Below are 19,130 nucleotides of genomic sequence, written 5' to 3'. Positions count from 1 at the left end.
TGGTTATTGTTTCTTAATTGAAGGTGAATTACGAACGCTTACATTCTTGACATCACTTTTAAAAATTACGGCTTTGGTTTCTTTTGCAAATTGTGGTTTGAAATTATCAATATCAAGTCCATCTATATCAGAAAAAATAGCAGCCGGACGTTTGTCTTCGGTTAAAAATTGAGTGGTAATGTTGGCGATTTCCAAGTTTTTTACATGGCGCGCAAAAATTCCGTAAGTTGGTAAAGTGCCTATTTTATAAGGTTCAGGATAGCCGTCTCCCAGTTCTCTCGGTTCTATTTTGGCATCTTCAAGAGTGCCGCCGCCTTTGCTTATTAATCTGATATTTTCAAGTCGAAGTCCTTCGATGGGTTTTTCCGGTAATCCCAGAATCTGAATACCGCTCATCATTTCTACACCATCGGCAATAATGTTTGATATTAAAACATTTTTCATCGTGCTTGGGGTGGTAATTTTTGGCGAGCGATTGCGTTTGCCTGTTGCAATGTAAATTCCGTAATGATACAAATCGGTCATTACGAGATTAGTAATGGTAACATTTTCCAGAATGCCGCCATCAACTTGTTCTAAAGCTAATCCTCTACAGCTGCGAAGTGTACAATTTGAGATTGTAATGTTTCTAAAACCGCCGCTTGATTCTGTCCCTAATTTAATACGGCCAGATGCTTTCGGTCTTGGTAATCTTGTACCATCCAATAATGTACCTTCCTGAAATCCTGAAACCTGACAATTGGTAATGGTAACATTTTCCGTAACTCTAAATTCGCCAAGAGCATAAGTGCTTTTAAGGCAGATTCCGTCATCTCCAGGAGAATTAACGCGACAGTTTGAAACCATTACAAAACGACAGCAGTCAATATCAATCCCGTCGCGATTGGTGTCTATTGTAATATTATCCAATGTCATATTATCGCAGCCTGTAACTAAAATAGCGAAATGACCTCCGTGAAAAATGGTAATATCTCGAATTAAAACATTTCTGCAATTCTTTAAGGCAATGGCTTTGTTTCCTAAACGAACGGGTGTATTTAAAGCCGGTTTTGGATTTTGCCAATCGTCGTGACCGTTCATTTTATTTAAAACACCTTCATCATCGCGCTCCAATCCGCCGCCGTTTATCATTCCGTTTCCGGTAATAAAAACGTTGGTTAGATTTTCGCCCCAAATAAGGCTGTTATGAAAATAACTGTGAGGCCCGTCTTGGTAAGGTCCAAACGAATAAGGTTCGGTTTCGTCGTAAGCATTTAAATTCTGCGGCGCTCCCAAAATGGTTGCACCCGCATCAATAAATAAATTGATATTGCTCTGCATGCGAATCGAACCGCTTAGATAAACTCCGGCAGGAACAAATACGGTTCCGCCACCGGCTTTTACGGCAGCTTCGATCGCTTTATTGATTGCCGGACTGTCCAGATTTTTACCGTCTCCAATGGCGCCGTATTCGCGAACGTTGAAGGTATTATTAGGAACGAAATTGTTTTTTGAAAATAAATTTACCGAAAACAACAGGATAGCTATAATGAATAATGATTTTATGGATTTAGTCTTCATTTGTTTTTTCTATTAAATTTCAACACTAATCCCGGATCTGAAATATCGTTTTTTGATGCTTCAGCAAGTCCAATTTTTCTAATGATTTCACCAGAAATAATGATTTTATTTTCTTTGAATAGAATACCTTTTGTAATCACCGAAGCTTTGTCTGAAGCTAAATCCTGACCTAAAACTTCGTATTCTGATGCTTTTATTTTTTTCGGAAGAATTAATGTCAGCGTATCATAATCGCCAAAGATTCCGATAGGATTATCAATGTTTTGGATTTCTTGTTCTACTTTAATTCGCTGCGTAATATATTCTCGGTTTATTCCTCGTCCGATCGTCGCAATTGCAACAGCTCCATTGGGGTATAGAGATGATAAAACAAAGGGTTGATTCGGACTTGGATTTAAAACTTTTGCAAGCGGCAGCCCACGGCTGACTCTTGCAGGAGCATTTTCTCTTAATGTATCCCCCGGTTTATGGGCTTTATTCCAGGTTTCTCTCTCTCCTAAAACCCAGTAATCTTTTAGTATTGCTGTATCAACACTGTAAATGTCCGACCCAACTCCAAAAGGTTCGGCAATACGGTGCCATCTTACGGCTCTTGTTACTTCGTCTAATCTGTGTTTGATATTACGTCCCGCGGCAGGAAAAACATAATCGGTTGCGCCGTTTGGAATATTATCTGCAAACGGATATCTCATAATACCAATTGCGCAGCCTAAACCTGCAGCAATGTAAGGTTCGTCTTCGCAGTTAATAATTCCTTTTGCCTGACCCTGAGGTTTGTATTTTAATAATTCGCTTATTCTTTGAATAGTTACTGGTTGTGCAATAACATTTTCGACATCATAAGTTCTATAAGTATCACTAAACTCTAAAGGTGTTCCGTTAAAAGCGTGTTCTATAACTAAATTTGGAGCGTAAGTTCTGCCCAATTTTGTCATGGTTTTTCTCCATTCTAAATTTCTGGATTGTTTACCCCAATCTACTTTCCAATACGCAAATCCTGCTTCATTGGCATCTTTTAAACGTTTTGTCCAATATTCTTCTGAGTTTACATTTCCAACAACTGGAGCTTCCTGTGCGCAGATCCATCCGCCAAGGCCTTTCCATCCTTTTGCTTTTACAGCATCAACCAATTTTGTCAGCCTTTCTGCCGGATTTCCGGTGTACGAAGGAAAACGTTCCTGATTTAATTCTGTAAGACCAAAAGTGGGGCCGTCTTTGCTGATTTCTGCTATCGGAATATCCCATGAATCATCCATTACAAAAATGAGATCTTCACGTATTTTTGGAAAAAAAGTAACCCAGTTTTGATATTCACCATTACCAAACATATTATTTTCTGTCATTTCCTGACGATTTCCTGCAGTAGATTTAAAATTGCAGACATAACCTTGTATGTTCCATGTACAGAAATAATCTGGTGCTTTTGATGGTGTTTTTGGAACCAGAGAAACAGCATTTTGTGAAAAACTGTTTGTCGCAAACATCAATAATAATATTGAGGATAAAAATTGATTCATCTTTATTTAATAGTTTAATTGAATAGAAGAGAAATGTTTGCAAACGAAGTTTTTAAGAATGCGGAATAGGAAGGAGGATTCCCATTCCGCTTCTCTCAAAAAACTAAAGTTAACCAAACTCAAACATTTTCTGTTATATACAGACAGCCTTTAGCCTGCGCCAATTGGAGCTGCTGTAGTTAAATTTTTATAGGCATAGAGAATGCTTCCACATAAATGTGGACAGCAATAAAACGAGTTAAACAAAGGTCCAAAGGAACTGAGGTTCAGAGGAACAAAAGGTTTAATCGCGATCTAAAAAATGTTCTTTTTAAGTTTAAATAATTCTCCCGCGATGAACACGGGAGAATGTTATTTGTTTAATAACCAGGATTTTGATCTTCCTGATTTATTTCCTGATTCGTGTCAATTTCTTTTTGAGGAATAGGAAACAATAGGTTTTTAGGCTGAGGATTTTTACCCGCAGCTGTCATAATTGGAACCAATTGTTCGGTACGAATCAAATCAAAGTATCTTTTGCTTTCAAAACAAAATTCAAAACTTCTTTCCTGTAAAACAGCAGCTCTAAATTGTACTTGTGTTAATCCTGAAAGTAAAGTCATATTAACTCCGGCTCTTTTACGAATCTGATTAATAGCGTCGTAAGCATCTGCAGTTGGACCGTTTAATTCATTCAAAGCCTCTGCTTTTATTAATAAAACATCTGCATATCGTAAAATAGGGTAGTTGTTGTTATTGTTGCTTCGTGCATACGGTGCAGGATCAAAGTATTTAAAAATACTTAATTCTGTTAAGTCTGTTGATGGATACTGGTAAACTTTGTTCGTTTTTGGATCAACAAAACGTGATAAAATAGAAGCATCACGACGTGTATCATTAACATCAAAAGATTTCCAGAATTTATCTTCAACCAGGTTTTGTCCGAATCCTGAAATACCAGAAGCCTGAATAACATTGGCTGTTCTTGAAAGATAAAATTGAGCATAAGCACTACCAAAACCTTCTGGTCCAGATTGGAATTGAATTGAAAATATATGTTCTAATTTATTTTCATTTGCTATTTTCCAAACGTCTGCAGGTGTTGGATATAAACCGTATCCGTAAGCGCCTTTATTGTCAATTACTTCCTGAGCTTTTGCAGCAGCATTTGTCCAATCCTTTTTTGTTAGATAAACATAGGCAAGTAAAGAAGAAGCTGCACCTTTTGTAGCTCTTCCCAAATTAGCAGCGGGCTGCACTGCAGGAAGTTTTGCTTCGGCTTGTTTTAAATCATCTAAGATTACAGCGTAAACTTCATCTGCTGTAGAACGCTTTAAATGTAGTGGTGTTGCCTCTGCTAAACGTAAAGGCACACCGCCAAATGTTCTCACTAAATTAAAATAGCTGAATGCGCGCAGAAAACGTGCTTCGGCCAAAATAACATCTTTTGAGGCAGCAGGCATATCAATAGCCGGAACACGGTCTAAAACTGCATTGGCTCTGTTGATGACAACGTAATTATTATTCCAGTTACCCAGTAAAATAGTATTTGACGGCTCAAATTGAAAAGCATCAATATTTGACCTGTCAACATTTGAATTTGATACTCCAGGAAAAGTCTGCTCTCCTGCCATATCGCCTACAAACGTAATATCCTGGCTATAGATGGCTCTTAATCCGTTGTAAACAGCTACTAATGCAGCATTGGCATCTGCCTCTGTTTTATAAAAATTTGTTGGTGCAATAAAAGATTTTGGATTTTCATCTAGAAAATCACCCTGACAACTGCTAAAGCCTGTAATCAAAATAGATAAAGCTGTAACAATAAGAAAATTATTAGATTTCATTTTTTTTTGATTAAAGTTTAACATTAAGTCCCATTAAGAATGTTTTAGCCGATGGATAACCTCCACGGTCAACACCCATACTAAGGTTGTCTTGTCCAAATGAACTCACATCAGGATTGTATCCTTTGTAGTCTGTAAAAGTCCACCAGTTTTGTAAACTAACATATAATCTCACTGACTGTACAAAAGTGTTTTTGAAAACACTCTCTGGCATATTATATCCAAAAGATATATTTTGGATACGTAAATAAGATCCGTCTTCTACTTGTTTGTTCGTAAGACGTGTATCTACAGTATGTCTTTGAATATCAGTGTTCGTATTAGTTGGAGTCCATCTGTTTAACGATTCCGGAGCATTAACATCTGTTTGTGCATTTACGTTTAAGTTCACAATATCATTACCTTGAACACCATTAATTAATACACTCAAATCGTAGTTTTTATACGAAAATGTATTTGTTATACCATAGAAAAAGTCTGGTTGTGCATATCCTAAAATAGTACGGTCATTTTCATTAAATTTTCCATCACCGTTCACATCTTTATAACGTCTGTCTCCAATTACTGAAGTAGTTGGCTGTCCCATTGCTTTTCCAGCATCAACTTCTGCCTGAGTTTGAAACAAACCATCCGTAACATAACCGTAGAATGCTCCAACGGCCTCACCAACTCTTAAAATTCCTGTATTGGTAATTTGTTTACTGGCACTTCCGCCTCCAACAACTCTTTCATATTCGCCGCCTAAATCAAGAACTTCATTTTTGTTAAAAGTAATATTGAAAGATGTTTTCCATTTAAATTCACCATCAAAATTTACTGTATTTAAAGCAAATTCAAGTCCGGTATTTTTTACACTTCCAACGTTTTGAAGAGAAGATACAAACCCAGAACTACCAGGAATTTGTACATCTAATAATAAGTCTTTTGTACGTTTGTCGTAATAATCTGCTACAATGTTAATGCGGTTGTTAAATAAACTTAAATCGATACCTGCATCAAATTGTGCTGTAGTTTCCCAACGTAAATCTGGATTAGCAAAACGATTTGGGCCTATCCCGCTTCCGATGATCCCGCCAATTGGATAATTGTTTGATCCTAAAGCAGCCAAACTACGGTACTGAGGAATCTCCTGATTACCAGTTTGTCCGTAACTCGTTCTTAATTTAAGATTTGAGATAACATTAGCTGTTGATTTCATGAATTCTTCTTCAGATACTCTCCACGCAACAGATCCAGAAGGGAAGAATGCAAATTTATTACTAGCACCAAAACGAGACGATCCATCTGCACGACCGGTAAGGGTTACTAAATATCTGTCATTATAACCGTAATTAATTCTTCCAATATAAGACTCAAGTTCCCAATCTGTAACACTAGATCCAGGAAGATTTGCCGTAGCTCCGCCTCCTAAATTGTTGTCTTCTAAAATATCGTTAACGTATCTTTCAGATCCTGCAGTAACGGTTTCTCTAGTTAATTTTTGACGAGAAAAACCTGCCAAAGCTGTCAAGTTATGTTTTGTTGCAAAAGTTTTAGTATAGGTTAATGTATTCTCATTTAACCAGCTGAAACTTTGGTTTACACCAATTCTTGCTTTTGCAGTTATACCTGTATCTTGTATAGACGCTGGGTTGTAATAATCTTCCTTAACATTGATTTGGTCTCCTCCAAAACTTACTTTTAACAATAAGTCTTTTGTAATTTTATAATCAAGAAAGATATTTCCGAATGTACGGTTCGTTTTACTTAAATTTTTAATCTCTAATAAAGAAGCGATCGGATTTACGTAGAAATTACCATCTGGACCTCTAAATCTATTGTAACTTCCGTCAGCTGCGTAAACAGCCTGAGTTGGCGGTGCATAAAGAATAGCTGATACAGCACCTTGATTGTTAGCATCTAAATCTGAATCTGTTTTAGCCTGATTGTTTTCTGTTAATGAAGAACTAAAGCTTAATCCTAATTTGAATTTAGAACTTAAATTACGGTCAAGGTTTACGCGAATAGAACCACGTGTAAAGTCTGAACCAAGTAAAATACCATCCTGAGTGAAATAATTTCCTGAAATAGAATATTTCGTTTTATCATCTCCTCCAGAAAAACCTAATTGATAGTTTTGCGTTGCTGCAACTCTAAAAGCTTCATCCTGCCAGTCTGTTCCTTGTAATGCCCCAGGTACTGCCGGATTGTAAAGTTCAGGATTAGCAACATAAGGCTGACGGCCTCTTCTAATATTATCTGCATTTACAGATCTAGCATAATCATAAGCATCTAATAAATCAATTTTTTTACTAAGCTGTTGGAAACCATAATACGTTTCAAAAGTAACGCTTGATTGTCCTGTTTTACCACGTTTAGTAGTAATAATAATTACACCATTCGCACCTCTTGAACCATAAATAGCAGTAGCAGAAGCATCTTTTAAAATCTCCATCGATTCGATATCGCTTGGGTTAATAGATGCCAATACATTTGCAGGTTGTCCGTTGCCTAAAACTCCTGTAGAGTTTGACGCAGTATCATTGTATATCGGAAAGCCATCGATTACATAAAGAGGCTCATTTCCTGCACTGATAGAGTTACCTCCACGAATTCTAACTGATGCATTTCCACCAGGAGCTGATGAAGATTGTGTCATTTGAACCCCTGCAGCCTGACCTTTTAAAGCCTGCTCTGTAGAAGTTAACACTAAATCTTTGATAGCATTTTTATTAATAGAAGATATAGAACCGGTAATGTCATGTTTTTTCTGAGTTCCGTATCCTACAACTACAACCTCATTAAGACCTGCAGCGCTTTCTTTCAAAGCTACTTTAATAGTAGTTTGTCCTTTTAGCGCTACTTCCTGAGTGTCAAATCCTATGTAAGAGATTACCAGTATCGCATTTTCATTTGAAACAGAAAGAGAAAATTTTCCGTCAAAATCAGTAGTTACGCCAGTTTTAGTCCCTTTTTCAACAATGTTGGCGCTCGGAAGCGGCTGTCCATTAGAGTCTGTTATTGTTCCTTTTATCTGTACAACCGGCAGATCAGCGGCAGTTGGCTGACTGGTTATTGCAACGGTTTTATTTGGAGCAGTTTTGGTTAGTAAAATTTTGCGGTCATCAATTTCATACGTGGTTTCGGAGTCTTTAAAAAGTAAATCCAAAATTATATTCACGGGCACTTTTCTTACTTTTACAGAAACTTTACGATTTAAATCAACGGCCTTAGTATTAAAAAGAAATTTGAATTCCGTAGTAGTTTCGATCTCATCGATAACCTCTTTAACAGTAACACTTTCCCTGTTTAAAGAGATTTTTGTTTTTTGAGAATATGTTACGCTGGCATGCATAACAAAACTTGCGGTGACAAAAAATAACAGTGATAACTTCATTTTTAAATCAAATTTTAAGCACGCAGGAAATAATCCATTGGACTTTGGTGGTTTTTTCATAATTTTGGAATGTTAATTAGTGATTGATCTTTTGGTTTGATCACTTTACCTAATCGGGAAATGTTCGAGCATTTTCCGATTTTTCTTTTCCAGATGATTTGGAGAGGATAAAAAGTGATAGTTAGTACTAAGTTTAAGTGGAACTTCAAGTCATAGGCAATATTTAATTTTAGTGGATTATTATTTTATTTTCGACAATGCTGTAATCAATTTGATACACTTTTTTAAAGTAATTGAATACTTGTTCAATACTTTCGTGATCGGTTTCTATCGTAGCATTAAAAGTTTCCTGAGCTAATTTTTGATTGTTATTAATGATAATCACATTATAGTGACGTTGTAATTTTTGAATAATATTCTGGAAAGATTCCTGTCTAAAAACCAAGTTCCCTGTCATCCATGAGGTATATAAAGAGGTATTTACTTTTTCATTAGAAATTTTCTTATCTTCTTTATTAAAAGTCCCTTTATAACCGGGAGTTAAGAAAGTTTCATTCTTAGTTTTTGCAGACTGTCCCGTTTCTGCCAAACCAACAGAACCTTCAACCAAAACCACATCTGTGGCTTCATCTTCCTGATAATTGGTAACATTAAATTTTGTTCCATAAACCTGAACATCAAGTCTGTTTGCATTTACAATAAAAGCATTCTTTTTATCATGAGCGACTTCAAAATAAGCTTCACCGGATAGGAAAACTTTACGAATTTTGTTTTTAAGAAATTCAACAGGAAAAGTAATAGAACTTCCGGCATTCAAATGTACCAATGTACCGTCTGAAAGTGTAATGTTAAATCGTTTACCATTTGGAATACTTAAAGTATTATAAACCAATTTTGCTGCTGTTCCGTTTCCTGAATAAACCAGGTCTTTACCATTTTGTTCCCCAATTACTTTTCCGTTTGTATCGTAAACTTTAGAAGTACCATCTGCTGAAATTATTTTAACGTTTCCATTTCCTAATTTAAGCGTAATCTCGTCTTTTCTCGGAACAATTATTTCTTTATTATTTTGATCGTTAAAAATATCTCGTTGTAATACGAAACCAATTCCTAAAAATAAAATAGCAACGGCTGCATATTTCATTAAAGCTCTTCGTTTCTTGATTTTAATTCTTTGCTTTTCTTTTTTAATTTCTTTTAAAAGCGCTTTTTTAACCGTTTTAATATCCGGTTCATTCATCGCTAAAGTAATTGCAAAATGCGTTTTAACATATTCGTGAAAAATCAATTGATTTTCCGGAACTTCTATCCATGTATTTAATATATCCAGTTCCTCCATATTGGCGGACTGAGAAAAATATTTTACGATAATAATTTCAACATCTTTGAAATCCATTTGTACTCTTTTTTTGGGGTGTGTTTTTATATAATACAAGACAGAATTACAATACCCTAATTTTTTATTAAAATTTTTTTCATATCCATATATTTTTTTTCTTTATTTTGCTGAATAAATACTTTTTATGGATTTTGATGATAATGTAGTTTTAATGGAAAGCCTGATAAATGGGGAAGAGAAGGCTTATAAGTTTCTATTGAATAAATTTCACAGAAAATTAAATGCCTATGCACTTACTTTAGTTAATGATCATTCAATGGCGCAGGATATAGTTCAAAATGTATTTTTAAAGACATGGAAGAGCAGAAATAAACTTAATCCAGAATTTTCAATCCAGAGTTTTTTATATAAATCTGTTTATAATGAATTTATAAACAGCTATCAGCAAAACAAAGCGATGATGCTTTTACAGCAGAAGTATGTGGAATCTATGCATCATATTGTAGAAACTACAGATGAAGCTTCTATTGAAAGAATGCTGGCGATCATCAACAGAGAAATACAAAACCTGCCACCAAAATGCCAGCAGGTTTTTATTATGAGTAAAAAAGAAGGACTTACTAATATTGAAATTGCAGAACATCTGGATGTTTCGATAAAAACTGTAGAAGCACAAATAAGTAAAGCTTTTAAAATATTGAAAGAAAAGCTAAAAGACAATTATAATATGATGATGTTTTTACTGTTTGCAGTTCCAAGTCAGGATTAATTTTCTCCATTAAAATTTAAAGCCTTAATCTAATGATTAGGGCTTTTTTTTGTGAAGATATAATGCACTGGAACCTTTATTGTTTTTTTTATTTCTACACGTAGAATAATAAGATTGTAAAAAAAAAAATCCAATTGGCATTAGTTATAATAATTATTAAATATATTTGCAATATAATTGATTACTCAAGTATATGTCAACAATAAACAGTTCTTTACTCCTACTAATGAATATCGCTAAAGTCCAGTCAATAATTGCCCGACGTTTTGATAAACTAAGTGTACATGGACTTGGATTCAGCGATTTTGTAATTCTTAATCTCTTAGAAAAAAATCCAGATGAAAAAATGAGACGGATTGATTTGGCCGAAAAAATCGGACTAACTGCATCTGGAGTTACGCGTCTTCTTTTACCTATGGAAAAAACAGGGTTGATAAAACGGGAATCTAACGAGAGAGATGGTCGTGTAAGTTATGTGGTGGTTACAGAAGCCGGAAAAAGGATTTACGAAGAAGCCAAACATACAGCAGAGCTTATAGCGTCTGAACTTTTGCCTGCTGGAAAAGCTAAGAATTTAAAAGTCTTATCAGACATACTATTTGAACTTGGAGGAGATATTCAATAAAACAAATTATAATGGAAATTGCTCATATTAATAAGATAGAATTATGCTATGATATTATCGGTGAAGAAAATAATAATACTATAGTTTTAATTTCGGGACTGGGAACGCAAATGATTAGATGGAGCATACCTTTTTGTGAATTATTGGCGCAAAAAGGTTTCAGAGTTATTAGATTCGATAATAGAGATTCCGGCTGTTCTACTTTTTTCTCAAACCAAAAAGTGCCCGATTTAAAAGAATTGCAAGATTTACTTCAATCCGGAAAATCCATAAATGCACCTTATACGCTTTTTGATATGGTCGATGATTTGATCGGACTTATGGATTTTTTATCAATAGATAAAGCACATTTTATTGGCAGGTCAATGGGAGGAATTATTGCACAATTAGCTGCAGGAAAATACCCTGAAAGAGTAATGACATTAACTTCTATCATGTCTACTTCTTTAAATCCAAATCTGCCTGCAGCTCATGAAGATGTAATGCAAATGATGCTTTCGCCCAAGCCTGATCCTAACTTTAATAAGACAGTGTTTATAGAGCAGGCAATTACGTTCTTAAAGCGAATTTCTGGAAGCAGATTTAGTTTTAACGAAGATGATCAAATTGCAATTATTGAAGAAGAAATAGTACGATCAAAAGGTCAAAATGGATTATTAAGACAGTTGATTGCCATAATTACAACGGGATATAAAAAGGAACGCTTAGAAAAAATTAAAGTACCAACCTTAGTAATACATGGATCAGAAGACCCTGTTTTCCTGCCAGAATGCGGTAAAGATACTGCAGATTCAGTTGCTGATGCCAAATATATGCTCATAGAAGGCATGGGGCATGAAATACCAGCTGAATTATTCCTTTCTATGACAGATGCTATTGGAGAACATTGCAAGAAATAGTTACTTATAAATATTTCAAATAATAATCAAGAAAATATTTTGTGTACTAAAACGTATTAGTAAATTTGTCTTAATCTTAGGTTTGTTATTAGTAGTAAATAGTATTGCTTTTTGATAATAAAGCATCAAATCCTCTTATTGTTTCTTTTTAGGTTTGAATATTATCTAAATGTATTGACAAATCAATACATTGAAAATAGCTTTGTAATTATATTAAAGCGCAGATTAACACAATTATAACTTTACTATATTTGAAACATAAATAACGGTTTTGGATATTAAATAATTTGAAATGAAAAAAAAACCTATTTCCATAACCCATATTGCAAACGAGCTTAAAGTATCTGTAACTACAGTATCATTTGTATTAAATGGTAAGGCAAAAGAAAAACATATTTCTAAAGAACTTACAAAAAAGGTTTTAGACTATGCCAAATTAGTAAACTACAGACCTAACCAGATCGCACAAAGTCTTCGTACCGGAAAATCAAAAATTTTGGTTTTTATGGTAGAAGATATTTCAAATAGTTTCTTTTCTAAACTAGCGCGGATTTTTGAAGATATTGCATACGAAAAAGGGTATAAAGTTATTTTCTGCAGTAACGAGAATAACGATGAAAAATCAAACGAACTTATCACTTTGTTTAATTTTAGGCAAGTTGATGGTTTTATTATTGTACCGTCGCCCGGAATAAAAGATACAATAGAAAATTTAGTAAAGGATAATATACCTGTAGTGCTGCTAGACAGATTTTTTGAAGAACTGGATTGTTGCAGTGTAGTTATTGATAATGCCCAAGCTGCATTTGATGCCACGCAGCATTTAATAGACAATAAGTTTAAAAATATCGGCTTTATTTCCACCGCTACAGATCAAAGTCAGATGGGAGGGAGATTGTCTGGTTATGAGAATGCTGTAAAAACAAATGGATTAAAATCTAATACACTGCAAATACCTTTTAATGAAATTATAAAAGGAAGAGGGAAGGCTTATATTCATAATTTTCTAGACACACATCCAGATTTAGATGCTGTATTTTTTGCCACAAATTACCTTGCGCAAAGCGGGCTGGAAGTTCTAAAAGAAAAAGATGCAAGATTAATTAGAGATTTAGGGATCATTGCTTTTGATGACAATGACATGTTCAAAATATACGACCCAACTATTACATCTGTTTCTCAGCCTCTTGTAGAAATCAGTATCAAACTAATGGAATTGATGCTGCCACTTTTAAAAAGAAAAGAGGGCAGTATAATTCACCAGCAAGCAGTTTTAAAAACAGAACTTTTAATACGCGAATCTTCGATGGCTAAATAATACTTTTAAAATCATAATTATTTAGCAAAACTTATAAAAAAAAGAGAATCAATAAGCCGTTATTGATTCTCTTTTTTTTTGCAATTACTTCAGATAATAGTTTTCTAATTGACTATATAAAGTATGTATCTATCTGTAAATTAACAATAAAATTACATTTAACAAAAAAAATATTTTTTTATAGTAAAACGTTTTAGTATGTTTGTTGTGAATTAGTGACTTTTACACAGTATTTAAAAGGTTTCGTACTAGACCATTTTATTTACATTCAAACAAGAAAGATTGAGATGTTTACCATCATCGATCTAACATAAATCTTGTATCACCGTGCATATTGCTTTTCGAGAAGTAATAACGCGGCATCTAAACGTATGTATTCAACCTTTATAGCAGGTCTATAAAAGTTAGAAAACTACGCAATTTCAATTTATCCATAAACTATTGCAGCAGCTATACAACTGCACTTAAAAGATTTTTAAATCTTCTACGCCGCATTGTATACTAAACTCCACATTTAGGAGAATGTTCCGCATACGATTTTAAAATTTCATTAAATCGTTATGCTTTAAATCAAATAAGAAATAAATAATGAGGCTTTTGGCTTTAAATTAAAATATACAAGATGCAAAGAAGAAAATTTATTCAGAATACTGCTTTATTTGGCAGTTTAGCCCTAATCAATCCTATGGAAATAATTGCCGGAACAAAGTTGGGCAAAGATTTCCCTATTGTAAGAGTTTCAAAAGACAAAAGAAATTTTCAAAGTGAATTTATTGAAAAAACAATCGCCGAATTCCAAAAAAACGTAAAAGACAAAGAACTAGGCTGGCTATTCAATAACTGTTTTCCAAACACATTGGATACGACTGTAACCTATTCACAAAAAAACGGAAGACCAGATACTTACGTAATTACGGGAGATATTGATGCCATGTGGCTTAGAGATAGTTCTGCGCAGGTATGGCCGTATATGGCTTTTGCCGGAAAAGATGTAAAACTAAAAAACCTGATTGCCGGAGTTATAAACAGACAGACAGAATATATTTTGAAAGATCCGTATGCAAATGCTTTCTACAATGATCCTAACAAAAAAGGCGAATGGACAACCGATCATACAGATATGAAACCCGGTGTTCACGAAAGGAAATACGAGATAGATTCACTTTGTTACCCAATTAGATTAGCATACAATTACTGGAAAAATACCGGAGATACTTCGCCATTTGATGAAAATTGGGTAAAAGCAATCAAAACAACCTTAAAAGTTTTTAAAGACCAGCAACAGAAAGACGGCAAAAATCCATATACTTTTCAGAGAACCACACAATTTGCAACTGATACAAGACCTTTAAAAGGCTATGGATATCCTGTAAAACCTGTTGGTTTAGTTTGTTCTGCATTTAGACCAAGTGACGATGCAACCGTTTTTTCTTTTCTCATTCCTTCAAACTTTTTTCTCGCAGCAAGTATGAAACAAGCGGCAGAAATGCTGGAAACGATCAAAAAAGATACGGCAACAGCTAAAGAACTAAATGCTCTGGCAGGAGAAGTAAACCAGGCGATTAAAGATCATGGAGTTGTAAAGCATCCTAAATACGGAAATATTTTTGCTTTTGAAGTTGATGGTTTTGGCGGTCATTTATTAATGGACGATTCTAATGTGCCAAGTCTATTAAGCCTTCCATACTTAGATGCCATTGATGTAAATGATCCAACGTATCAAAACACTCGAAAATTTGTGCTTTCAGAAGATAATCCGTTTTTCTTCAAAGGAAAAGCAGCAGAAGGAGTTGGAGGACCGCATGTTGGAATGGATATGATCTGGCCGATGTCTTTGGTGATGCGGGCGTACACAACATCAGACCAAAATGAAATAAAAAATTGCATAAAAATGCTTAAAGCTTCTCATGGCGACACTGGTTTTATGCACGAATCTTTTCATAAAGACGATCCGAAAAACTTTACCAGATCTTGGTTTGCCTGGACCAATACTTTGTTTGGAGAATTATTGTGGGATACCTATCAAAAAAATCCAAAATTACTGGAATTGTAACTGTTTAATAAAATTTAATATTTTTTAAAATGACAAAAGTTAACAAGAATATCGTTCTTGCAGTCCTTTCTATAACAATTTTTGGCTTTACTATTAATGCGCAGGAATCAGGCGGAGGACTTTCAAAAGGAAAATATACCGCTTTAGTAAATCCTTTTATTGGCACAGCGCCATTATTAGATATCAAAATAATTGGCTATACGCCACCGCCAGATATGCGTGTCTGGGCAGGATTAGTATTTCCGGGTTCATCTGTGCCGAATGCAATGGTACAATTAAGTCCGATGACAAAATACAGATCCGGAGCAGGATACGAATATGAAGACAAAGAGATCTTAGGATTTACTCACACTAACAAAGGACATTGGAATTTGTGTCATATTCCGTTATTGCCAGTTTCTGAGGGTGCCTCATTTCCGTACAAATCATCTTTTAGCCATGATCAGGAAAAAGCAAGCCCTGCTTATTATGAAGTATATTTAAAAGATTATAATGTTCAGGTAAAGCTAACTTCAACCTTACATTGCGGTGTACATGAATATACTTTTAAAAACAACAATAAAAGAAGCGTGCTTTTTGATTTAGGACACGCCAACAACCGTGTAAACGATTGGAACATTAAACAAGAAGGAACAAATGCCGTAACAGGTTTTCAAAGAACTGGTGGAGAAAAAATCTATTTCTATGCCACATGCAGCAGTGCGATAGATAAGATTGATGTTAAGGATATGGCAAAAAGTGACGGGTATGCATTAATAAATATAAAAGATGGAGATACCAATCCGGTAACTGTAAAAATCGCTTTATCTTTTGTAAGCATTGAAAATGCAAAAGAAAATCTAAAGACTGAAGTAAATGATAAAACCTTTACAAAAGTTTTTGAAGAAGGAAGCACAACCTGGGAAAATCTATTATCGAAGATTCAGGTTAAAGGCGGAGACAAGCAGCAAGAGGTAATGTTTTACAGCATGTTGTACAGATCGTTTCTTTGGCCTGCATTAAGAAGTGACGTAAACGGTCAGTTTATAGACGAAGCCGGTAAAGTAAGAAAAGAAAATTACCAATATTATACCTTACCATCTTTATGGGACGATTATAGAAATAAACTGGTACTTCTAAGTATATTTTCGCCAGATGTTACCAGTGACGTAATTAGTTCCATTATTAACCAAGGAGAAATAAAAGGATTTATTCCAACATTTTTTCATGGGGATCACGCAGCGTCTTTTATTGCGGGTTCTTATAGGAGAGGAATTAGAAATTATGATGTAAAAAAAGCCTATCAGTTATTATTAAATAATGCTTACAAAGAGGGCGGAACCAGACCTCATATTGCAGAATACATTGCTAAAGGATATGTTCCGGAACAAGACGTTAAGAATCCTGTAATAGAAACAAAAGCAAATGCAGGTGTTACCAAAACACTAGAATATGCTTATGATGATCATGCGCTTTCATTATTAGCTAAAGAAATGAACGACACCGAACATTATAATGATTTGACAAAACGCTCTAAAAACTACGCGAACGTATTTGACAAACAAACCACTTTTATGAGAGGAAAATTAGCAGACGGTTCGTGGGTAACGCCATTTAACCCTGAGTTTCCGTATTATGAATATATGTACAGAGAAGCCAACGCGTGGCAGGTTTCTTTTTTTGTTCCTCATGATATGAAAGGACTTGTAGCATTATACGGGGGAGCAAAACCATTTGAAGCAAAGCTGGATGAGTTTTTTACAAAACCGTGGAATCCAGATTACATTGCCTGGAATATTTCTGGTTTTATCGGACAATACTGCCACGGAAACCAGCCCGATCACGAAGCACCATTTTCGTATTATTTTGTAAACAAACCAGAAAAATCACAACAAAGAATTGATGAAATTCTTGCAACCATGTACGGTATTGGTCCAGAAAAATTAGCCATGTCAGGAATGGATGATGCAGGAGAAATGTCTTCCTGGTATGTATTTGGAGCCTTAGGACTTTATCCCTTATCTCCGGCTGATCCTGAATATATAGTTACGGTTCCCATTTTTAGCGAAGTAAACTGGACAATGCCTTCAGGAAAAAAACTAACGATCACGAATCCCGACGGAGGAAGAAACCTGAAAGAAATTAAAGTAAATGGTAATGTGAGCAAAGGTTATTTTATTTCGCATGACCTTTTAAAAAATGGTGGAAAAATAGAACTTAAAACAAAAAAATAAAAAAGGAGAGAATGGCATTAACAATAGGTGTAGATGTTGGAGGCAGTCATGTAAGCAGCGCCGCAGTCAACAATGAGAGTTTTAAGATCGTTAAAGGAACTTATTTTAGCGGGTTAGTTGACAATAAATCCCCTAAAGAAATTATTTTTTCAAAATGGGCAGAAGTCATTAATAAAACAATTGAAAAATGTGATTATAATGAAAATATCGAAATAGCGTTTTCTATGCCCGGGCCGTTTGAGTATGAAACCGGGCGGGCAATGTTTGAAGGAAATGATAAGTTTGAAGCATTATACAATGTTTCAATTCCAGAGGAATTTTCAAAATACATAACTTCTCAAAATGTAAAATTTCGTTTTCTAAATGATGCCTCTTCTTTTGGTATTGGAAGCATACTTATGAACGGATTGGATAAATACGAACAGAAAGTTGTAGCAATAACGCTGGGAACAGGTTTTGGAGCTTCTTTTTTAGACAATGTTTTACCATTAACAAGCGGTGAAAACATACCAGACAATGGCTGTCTTTGGGATAAAATATTTGAAAACGGAATTGCAGATGAATATTTTTCGACCAGATGGTTTATAAAAAAATATGAAGAATACAGCAAGATTCAGATTACAGACGGAGTAAAGGAAATCGCCAATAAAAATGACGAGTTCTCTAAAAAAGTTTTTGAAGATTTTGCTTCTAATTTTAGTGATTTTTTATTTCCTTTTTTAGATGTTTTTGAAACAAATACATTGGTTATAGGCGGAAATATTGCAAAATGCAGCGATCAGTTTTTACCAAAAGTATTGGAGGTCTGGAAAGATAAAAACAGCAAAATAGAAATTGTAATTTTAGAGAATACAGACAAGTCAAGTATAATTGGAGCCAGCTATATGTTTAACGATTCATTTTGGGAAAAAATAAAAGGAACATTGGCAGATTTTTAAAATAAAATGACCAGTAAAGTTCAGTAGAAATAGAAGTTTTTTTTCTGATGTTGAATAAGTTATATAATGCAAAAGATAAAAATTAGCTAAAATAGATATGCCGAAAAACTAAAATACTTTTCCTAAAAAATACATGAATAATCCATATTACGATGCTGTCTGGAATTTGTGTAACATAAAATGTAACAAAAAAGAGATTTAAAATTATAAAAAACAAAAATTAGCTCTTAAACGCTTGTTTTTAATGTTTTAAGGTGTTTAAATTCATTAAATTATAATAAAATTTGCAAGAATAATTACAGTTTTTTTGTTGACTTTTTACTGAATTAATGATTTTAATGTACTATTCGTTTTTTTACCGTGTTTATATTATATATATGAAAAAAACAGATTAATTTAGTTGGTATTGCTAAAACGTTTTAGTATGTTTGTTAAAGGTAAAAGTAAGAATTTGACTAAAATGCTTGACTGATAAAATAGTATAAAGAATTGAATACAAAAAAGATACGATTTCATTAGCATTACTCTACTACTGAAAAAGAGGGCTGAAAAATCTTTATTTTAATTCATTAAAATACTTTATTTAATTATAGAATTTTAAATAAAAAAATTATCATTTATTAACCAAAAATTGTCGCCTATAGATTAAAAAACCGCAACAGTAAAAATCGAAAAACTCGAAAAATTTTCGATTTGA

12 protein-coding genes are annotated in these 19,130 nt (G+C 34.1%); 7 read left to right on the top strand and 5 right to left on the bottom strand.

The window, feature by feature from the left end; all coding sequences use genetic code 11:
* Positions 1–3: 3 nt before the first annotated feature.
* From EV144_RS17055 to EV144_RS17035, 5 genes are all read right to left on the bottom strand, one after another.
* Positions 4–1,560: a glycoside hydrolase family 28 protein gene (locus EV144_RS17055; RefSeq protein WP_134150368.1), complete on the bottom strand. Its 1,557-nt coding sequence runs from the start codon at positions 1,558–1,560 to the stop codon at positions 4–6.
* The gene (locus tag EV144_RS17050; protein ID WP_134150367.1) at positions 1,557–3,077 is read right to left on the bottom strand and encodes a hypothetical protein; all 1,521 of its coding nucleotides are present in this window, start codon (positions 3,075–3,077) and stop codon (positions 1,557–1,559) included. The genes EV144_RS17055 and EV144_RS17050 overlap by 4 nt, the downstream gene beginning before the upstream one ends.
* Positions 3,078–3,436: 359 nt before the next feature.
* The gene (locus EV144_RS17045) at positions 3,437–4,903 is read right to left on the bottom strand and encodes a RagB/SusD family nutrient uptake outer membrane protein (protein WP_166670596.1); all 1,467 of its coding nucleotides are present in this window, start codon (positions 4,901–4,903) and stop codon (positions 3,437–3,439) included.
* Positions 4,904–4,913: 10 nt separating this feature from the next.
* A complete protein-coding gene (locus EV144_RS17040) occupies positions 4,914–8,279 on the bottom strand; it encodes a TonB-dependent receptor (protein ID WP_166670595.1) in 3,366 nt (1,121 codons plus the stop codon).
* Positions 8,280–8,508: 229 nt separating this feature from the next.
* Positions 8,509–9,675: a FecR family protein gene (locus tag EV144_RS17035; RefSeq protein WP_134150364.1), complete on the bottom strand. Its 1,167-nt coding sequence runs from the start codon at positions 9,673–9,675 to the stop codon at positions 8,509–8,511.
* A gap of 127 nt (positions 9,676–9,802) precedes the next feature.
* Between EV144_RS17035 and EV144_RS17030 the strand changes: the two genes are divergently transcribed.
* The 7 genes from EV144_RS17030 (at position 9,803) to EV144_RS17000 (ending at position 18,433) form a co-directional block, all read left to right on the top strand.
* Positions 9,803–10,387 (top strand): RNA polymerase sigma factor, encoded by a 585-nt coding sequence (locus EV144_RS17030; protein WP_134150363.1) that lies wholly within the window; start codon positions 9,803–9,805, stop codon positions 10,385–10,387.
* A gap of 193 nt (positions 10,388–10,580) precedes the next feature.
* Positions 10,581–11,012 carry a MarR family winged helix-turn-helix transcriptional regulator gene (locus tag EV144_RS17025; RefSeq protein WP_208326862.1) on the top strand — a complete coding sequence of 144 codons (432 nt, stop codon included), beginning with the start codon at positions 10,581–10,583 and terminating at the stop codon, positions 11,010–11,012.
* 11 nt (positions 11,013–11,023) lie between these two features.
* Entirely contained in the window at positions 11,024–11,911 is an 888-nt protein-coding gene (locus tag EV144_RS17020) for an alpha/beta fold hydrolase (RefSeq protein WP_134150362.1), read from the top strand.
* A 292-nt stretch (positions 11,912–12,203) separates the two neighbouring features.
* Positions 12,204–13,229: a LacI family DNA-binding transcriptional regulator gene (locus tag EV144_RS17015; RefSeq protein WP_134150361.1), complete on the top strand. Its 1,026-nt coding sequence runs from the start codon at positions 12,204–12,206 to the stop codon at positions 13,227–13,229.
* Positions 13,230–13,851: 622 nt separating this feature from the next.
* Entirely contained in the window at positions 13,852–15,282 is a 1,431-nt protein-coding gene (locus tag EV144_RS17010) for a glycoside hydrolase family 125 protein (RefSeq protein ID WP_134150360.1), read from the top strand.
* 29 nt (positions 15,283–15,311) lie between these two features.
* Complete coding sequence (locus EV144_RS17005) at positions 15,312–17,495, top strand: GH92 family glycosyl hydrolase (RefSeq protein WP_134150359.1); 2,184 nt, start codon at positions 15,312–15,314, stop codon at positions 17,493–17,495.
* An 11-nt stretch (positions 17,496–17,506) separates the two neighbouring features.
* Entirely contained in the window at positions 17,507–18,433 is a 927-nt protein-coding gene (locus tag EV144_RS17000; RefSeq protein WP_134150358.1) for an ROK family protein, read from the top strand.
* Positions 18,434–19,130: the final 697 nt, after the last annotated feature.

This window comes from Flavobacterium sp. 270, from assembly GCF_004368785.1.
Classification (GTDB): Bacteria; Bacteroidota; Bacteroidia; order Flavobacteriales; family Flavobacteriaceae; genus Flavobacterium.
The sequence above is the reverse complement of the archived record's forward strand: the minus strand, read 5'-3'. Positions and strand labels throughout refer to the sequence as shown.